The sequence below is a fragment of the Roseateles sp. P5_B10 genome (assembly GCF_056400485.1).
The window spans coordinates 1-5,657 of sequence record NZ_JBFULE010000329.1 but is presented as its reverse complement, the minus strand read 5'-3'; the positions used below and the strand labels follow the sequence as shown (position 1 = coordinate 5,657).

At 68.0% G+C, this 5,657-nt stretch carries 5 protein-coding genes; 4 read left to right on the top strand and 1 reads right to left on the bottom strand.

What is annotated here, in order from left to right; all coding sequences use genetic code 11:
* Positions 1–286 precede the first annotated feature (286 nt).
* The 4 genes from AC1DU6_RS18440 (at position 287) to AC1DU6_RS18425 (ending at position 3,163) form a co-directional block, all read left to right on the top strand.
* The gene (locus AC1DU6_RS18440) at positions 287–559 is read left to right on the top strand and encodes a hypothetical protein (RefSeq protein WP_477858784.1); all 273 of its coding nucleotides are present in this window, start codon (positions 287–289) and stop codon (positions 557–559) included.
* 123 nt (positions 560–682) lie between these two features.
* On the top strand, positions 683–1,543 hold the full coding sequence (locus AC1DU6_RS18435; RefSeq protein WP_457323238.1) for a hypothetical protein: 861 nt from the start codon (positions 683–685) through the stop codon (positions 1,541–1,543).
* A gap of 53 nt (positions 1,544–1,596) precedes the next feature.
* The gene (locus tag AC1DU6_RS18430; protein WP_056196348.1) at positions 1,597–2,157 is read left to right on the top strand and encodes a sigma-70 family RNA polymerase sigma factor; all 561 of its coding nucleotides are present in this window, start codon (positions 1,597–1,599) and stop codon (positions 2,155–2,157) included.
* Positions 2,150–3,163, top strand: coding sequence for an ankyrin repeat domain-containing protein (locus tag AC1DU6_RS18425; protein WP_477858781.1), 1,014 nt, complete (start codon positions 2,150–2,152; stop codon positions 3,161–3,163). The genes AC1DU6_RS18430 and AC1DU6_RS18425 overlap by 8 nt, the downstream gene beginning before the upstream one ends.
* A gap of 69 nt (positions 3,164–3,232) precedes the next feature.
* Here the strand turns inward: AC1DU6_RS18425 and AC1DU6_RS18420 are convergent.
* Positions 3,233–5,657, bottom strand: a 2,425-nt coding sequence (locus tag AC1DU6_RS18420) for a bifunctional aconitate hydratase 2/2-methylisocitrate dehydratase (protein ID WP_477858779.1), incomplete at its 5' end; no start/stop codon positions are given.

Below are 5,657 nucleotides of genomic sequence, written 5' to 3'. Positions count from 1 at the left end.
GCACCCGCGTGAAGGCGTCGCTGGGCGTTGTGCAGATCCAGCCGACGCTGGTAACGGTGGACGCCGTGCTCGGCGGTGCGGCGCTGGCCTGCACGGAGGCCAAGGCGGCCGGGGGCGACAGCGTGCGGGTCTTCGTTTCCACCGGCGGCTACGAGGAACTGGCGGGCTGATTTCACGTTTGCTGGCGCGGCGAACCCCGGAAATGCGGGGTTTTTCGCCAAATGTTCTAAAGTTCACCTACAACGCGGTCGATGTAGCGGCCAGCGCGCCTGAGAACTGAATCCCGATGAACGTCCCCTTGTCCACCGCCATGTCCGGCATCTCGTCAGCGAACGAGCGGCTGCGCGCGTCGGCGGCCAATATCGCCAATCTGGCGAGCAGCAACCAGGCTCGTCCGAGCGTGGAGCCGACGAACGTCGACAAGGTGCCCGAGCGCGAGATCAACCCGGCCAACGAGATCGTCGAACAGCAGTCCGCGGCCTACTCTTTCGTCGCCAACCTGAAGGTGCTGCAGACGCAGATCAACACCACTSGTGCACTGCTGGACATCAAGGCCTGAGCGGCCTTCTTCCTGCGACAGAAGCGGCCTCGGGCCGCTTTTTCTTTGGCCGGCCGGCTTTTTCACCCCGTTTACCGAGCGGCTCCGTACAAGCAAAGGTCCCATCCCTGCGAAGGATCCGCCATGAGTTCCCTGCTTCCGCTGCGCCGCCGCACCGCCTTGCTCCAGTTAGCCGCTTTGACGGGCCTGGCCGGGCTGCACGCCAGTTGTGCCGCCGTCGTGTCGCCGCCCCTGCTCGACATGCAGCTGATCGACCGCGACAGCGGCGCCTCGCTGGCCCAGTACGCCAGCCGTGGTCGCCGCTTCAGCCCGGGCATGCCCGGCTCGCGCTACGCCATCCGGCTCAGCAACCGCAGCGCCGAGCGGGTGCTGGTGGTGCTGTCGGTGGACGGCGTCAACGCCATCACCGGCGACACCGCGGGTTTCAACCAGTCGGGCTATGTGCTGAGCCCGGGCGAGAGCCATGACATCACGGGCTGGCGCAAGAGCGATGAGCACATCGCGGCCTTCGAGTTCACCTCGCTGGGCGATTCCTATGCGGCGCGCACCGGGCGGCCGGCCAATGTCGGCGTGATCGGCGCGGCGGTGTTCCGCGAGGTCTACGTGCCGCCGCCGGTCTACGACGCGCCGCTCGTGTCGCCTGCTGCGCCAGTGGCGCCCAGCCCATTGAGCCGACTCAACAGTGGGACAGCGGACGCTGCAGTCCAGGCAGCTCCAGCGCGCGAAGGCGCGGGGCGGGCTGAGGCGGAGCGCTCGGTGCGGGCCAAGCTGGGCACGGGGCATGGTGCGTCGGAGTGGTCGCCCATTGCGCACACCGGCTTCCAGCGGCGCACATCACAGCCCGAGCAGTTGCTGGAGATCCACTACGACAGCCAGGCCAATCTGATGGCGGCGGGCATCATGCCCCGACCCATGGCGCAGTTGCCGCGGTCCTTCCCCAACAGCAGCGGCGGCTATGTGCCCGACCCGCCGCCGCGCTGGTGAGGCCTCGCCCGATGCCGCAAACCCACCTCTGGCCGGCGTAGCATCCGCGCCGCATGCCTGCGAGTGAACCCGCTGATGAAGAGCTCATCGCCAGCTATCTGCGCGGCGACATGGGGGCGTTCGACCGGCTCTACCGCCGCCATGACCGCAAGACCTTTGCCTTCGTTCGCCAGATGCTGCACCCCACGGATCGCGCCACGGTGGAGGACCTGCACCAGGAAGGCTGGCTGGCCGTTGCAGCCAAGGCCGCCAGCTTCGCGCCCGCAAAAGCCAGGTTCTCGACCTGGCTCTACACCGTGCTGCGCAACCGCGTGCTGGACCATGTTCGGGCGCGTCCGCCGCAGGGAGACGAGGCCGACCCGGATCAACTGGCCTCGGCCGCCGCCGGGCCGGAGCAGCTGCTGGTGTCCAAGCGCCTGGTCGAGGCCGTTGAAGGCGCCTTGCTGCGCCTGTCCGTCGAGCAGCGGGAGGCATTCTTGCTCTTCACCGTGGTCGAGCTCAGCCTCGCCGAGATTGCCGACGTGACCCAGGCCCATCCCGAAACCGCCAAGACCCGGCTGCGCTATGCGCGCGAGGCCCTGCGGCACCGTTTGAGCGAGTGGCGCGATGGCTGAGTTCGATCCCACCACGCCCAACGACGCGGCCGAGGCTGCGTATCGCGAAGCCCTGCTCGGTGACGACGCGGGCCGCGAGCAGCGACGTGCACGGCTGATGGCGGCGTTGCCCCGGCCGGATGTGGCCGCTGCCGTGCCCGTCGCCGAGAACGCCCTGGCATGGCGCTGGCAACCCTATGCGCTGGGCCTGCTCATGATGGGGCTGCTGGTGGCGGCAGTACTGGTCTTGAAAGGACGAAACACCGAGCCGCGACCGGAAGCCGATCCGCGGCTGGCCGCGGCCGCGCCCGCATCGACGGCGGCCGTGGTGGTGGCCCAAGCCAGCCCGGCCGTCGAGCCCCAGCCCGCGCCTGCCGCTGAAGTGCCCCGCACAATGGCCAAGGCCAGCCTTGCCAAGCCGCGTGCCGAACGGTCTGCTCCTGCCATGATGGCGGATGCGACGCCGCCGCGGTTGCAAAGGCAGGCGGAGGTGAGTGCGGGCACGGCCCAACCGGAGCCACCTGTGATGCAGTCGCCACCGGCCGAGCCGGTGATGGCTGCCGCGCCACCACCCGCTGCACCGGCGGTAGCTGCCGCGCCGTTGCCGCCCCGAGCTGTGGCCRACGCGTCCAGCCAGGCCGAGATGCTGGCGCGGTCGGAAGCAGTTTCAAGCGGGGTCGCGGCCAGGTTTCGAGCGGCGCCGCAGATGGCCCAAAGCCTGGCCGCCTCCGACGTCGCCGAATCGGCGAAAGCCACCATGCCGGCCAATGCCTTCCTGTTGGCGGCTGCCGATCACGCTGACCTGGCGACGGCACGCTCGGCGCTGAAGGCCGGCGCTTCGGTCCACCTGCGTGACAACCAGGGCCGCACGGTTCTCATGCTGGCCGCGCGCACCGGGTCGCGCGAGATGGTGAACCTGTTGCTCGCTGCCGGCGCCCGCAAGGCAGACCGCGATCCCCAAGGCTGGACGGCCGCAGACCATGCCGACGCTCAAGGGCATGGCGATCTGATGCACGTCCTGCGCTAGGCGCCCCACAGGGCGCAAAAAAGCCCGCCGGGCTGGCGCGCGGCGGGCTGGCTTTTGAAGCCTTCAGCCTCAGGCCGCCACGGCCTTGGCCGTGTCCGCGTACTCCTCGATCTGGTCGAAGTTCAGGTACTTGTAGATCGAGGCGCCGTCCTTGTTCACGACGCCCATCGCCTCGTGGTACTCCTGCACCGAGGGGATGTGGCCCAGCTTCGAGGCAATCGCCGCCAGCTCGGCCGATGCCAGGAACACGTTGGTGTTCTTGCCCAGGCGATTCGGGAAGTTGCGGGTGGAGGTGGATACGACGGTCGCGCCTTCGCGCACCTGGGCCTGGTTGCCCATGCACAGGCTGCAGCCCGGCATTTCGGTACGCGCACCGGCCGTTCCGAAGGCGGCGTAGTGGCCTTCCTTGATCAGCTCGCTCTGGTCCATCTTGGTGGGCGGAGCGACCCACAGCTTGACCGGGATGTCGCGCTGGCCGCCCAGCAGCTTGGCCGCGGCGCGGAAGTGGCCGATGTTGGTCATGCACGAGCCGATGAAGGCCTCGTCGATCTTGGTGCCGGCGACTTCGGACAGGAACTTGGCGTCGTCCGGGTCGTTGGGGCAGCAGAGGATGGGCTCCTTGATGTCGGCCAGGTCGATCTCGATGACGTGGGCGTATTCGGCGTCCTTGTCGGCTTCCAGCAGTTCCGGATTGGCCAGCCAGGCCTCGACCTTCTCGATGCGGCGCTGCAGCGTCTTCGCGTCGGCATAGCCGTCGGCGATCATGTTCTTCATCAGCRCGACGTTGCTGGTGAGGTATTCCTTGATCGGCGCCGGGTTCAGCTTGATCGTGCAGCCGGCGGCCGAGCGCTCGGCGGAGGCGTCGCTCAACTCGAAGGCTTGCTCGACCTTCAGGTCAGGCAGGCCTTCGATCTCGAGGATGCGGCCCGAGAAGGCGTTTTTCTTGCCGGCCTTGGCAACCGTCAGCAGGCCGGCCTTGATGCCGTACAGCGGGATGGCATGCACGAGGTCGCGCAGCGTCACGCCGGGCTGCATCTCGCCCTTGAAGCGCACCAGCACGGACTCGGGCATGTCCAGCGGCATCACACCGGTGGCGGCGCCGAAAGCCACGAGGCCGGAGCCGGCGGGGAAGGAGATGCCGATCGGGAAACGGGTGTGCGAGTCACCACCGGTGCCGACCGTGTCGGGCAGCAGCAGGCGGTTCAGCCAGCTGTGGATGACGCCGTCACCCGGGCGCAGCGACACGCCGCCACGGTTGCTCATGAAGGCGGGCAGCTCGCGGTGGGTCTTGACGTCCACCGGCTTGGGATAGGCGGCCGTATGGCAGAACGACTGCATGACCAGGTCGGCCGAGAAGCCCAGGCAGGCCAGGTCCTTCAGCTCGTCGCGGGTCATCGGGCCGGTGGTGTCCTGCGAGCCGACCGTCGTCATCTTGGGTTCGCAGTAGGTGCCGGGGCGAACGCCCTGGCCCTCGGGCAGGCCCACGGCGCGGCCGACCATCTTCTGCGCCAGCGTGAAGCCGGCCTTGGTCGCCACGGGCGGCGAGGGCAGGCGGAACAGCGTGGACGCGGGCAGGCCCAGGAACTCGCGCGCCTTGGCGGTCAGCGAGCGGCCGATGATGAGGTTGATGCGGCCGCCAGCGCGCACTTCGTCGAACAGCACGTCGCTCTTGAGCTTGAACTCGACCAGGGTCTCGCCGTTCTTCACCAGCTTGCCGTCGTAGGGCAGCACGTCGATGACGTCGCCCATCTCGAGCTTGGACACGTCCACTTCGATGGGCAACGAGCCGGAGTCTTCCTGCGTGTTGAAGAAGATCGGCGCGATCTTGCCGCCCAGCGTGACGCCGCCGAAGCGCTTGTTCGGCACGAAGGGGATGTCCTGGCCCGTGGCCCAGATGACGCTGTTGGTGGCGGACTTGCGCGAGGAGCCGGTGCCGACGACGTCGCCCACGTAGGCGACCAAGTTGCCCTTCTTCTTCAGGTCCTCGATGAACTGCATCGGGCCGCGCTTGCCGTCTTCCTCGGGCTTGAAGGCCGCACCGCCAGCAGAACCAAAGTCCCCACGGGTGTTCTTCAGCATCGCCAGGTAGTGCAGCGGGATGTCGGGGCGGCTCCAGGCATCGGGCGCCGGCGACAGGTCGTCGGTGTTGGTCTCGCCGGGCACCTTGAAGACGGTGACGGTGATCTTCTTCTCGACCTCGGGGCGGCTGGTGAACCACTCGGCATCGGCCCAGCTCTTCATCACCTCCTGCGCCTTGGCATTGCCGGCCTTGGCCTTGGTGGCCACGTCGTTGAAGAAGTCGAACATCAGCAGGGTCTTCTTCAGGCCTTCAGCGGCCACACCGGCGACTTCGGCGTCGTCCAGCAGCTCGATCAGCGGATGCACGTTGTAGCCGCCCACCATGGTGCCGAGCAGCTCGGTCGCCTTGGCCTTGGAGATCAGGCCGACCTTGATGTCGCCGTGCGCGACGGCGGCCAGGAAGCTGGCCTTGACC

Coding starts and splice junctions, on each gene's coding strand:
- AC1DU6_RS18435 (WP_457323238.1), top strand. CDS start 683: ATGAGTTCCCTGCTTCCGCTGCGCCGCCGCACCGCCTTGCTCCAGTTA.
- AC1DU6_RS18430 (WP_056196348.1), top strand. CDS start 1,597: ATGCCTGCGAGTGAACCCGCTGATGAAGAGCTCATCGCCAGCTATCTG.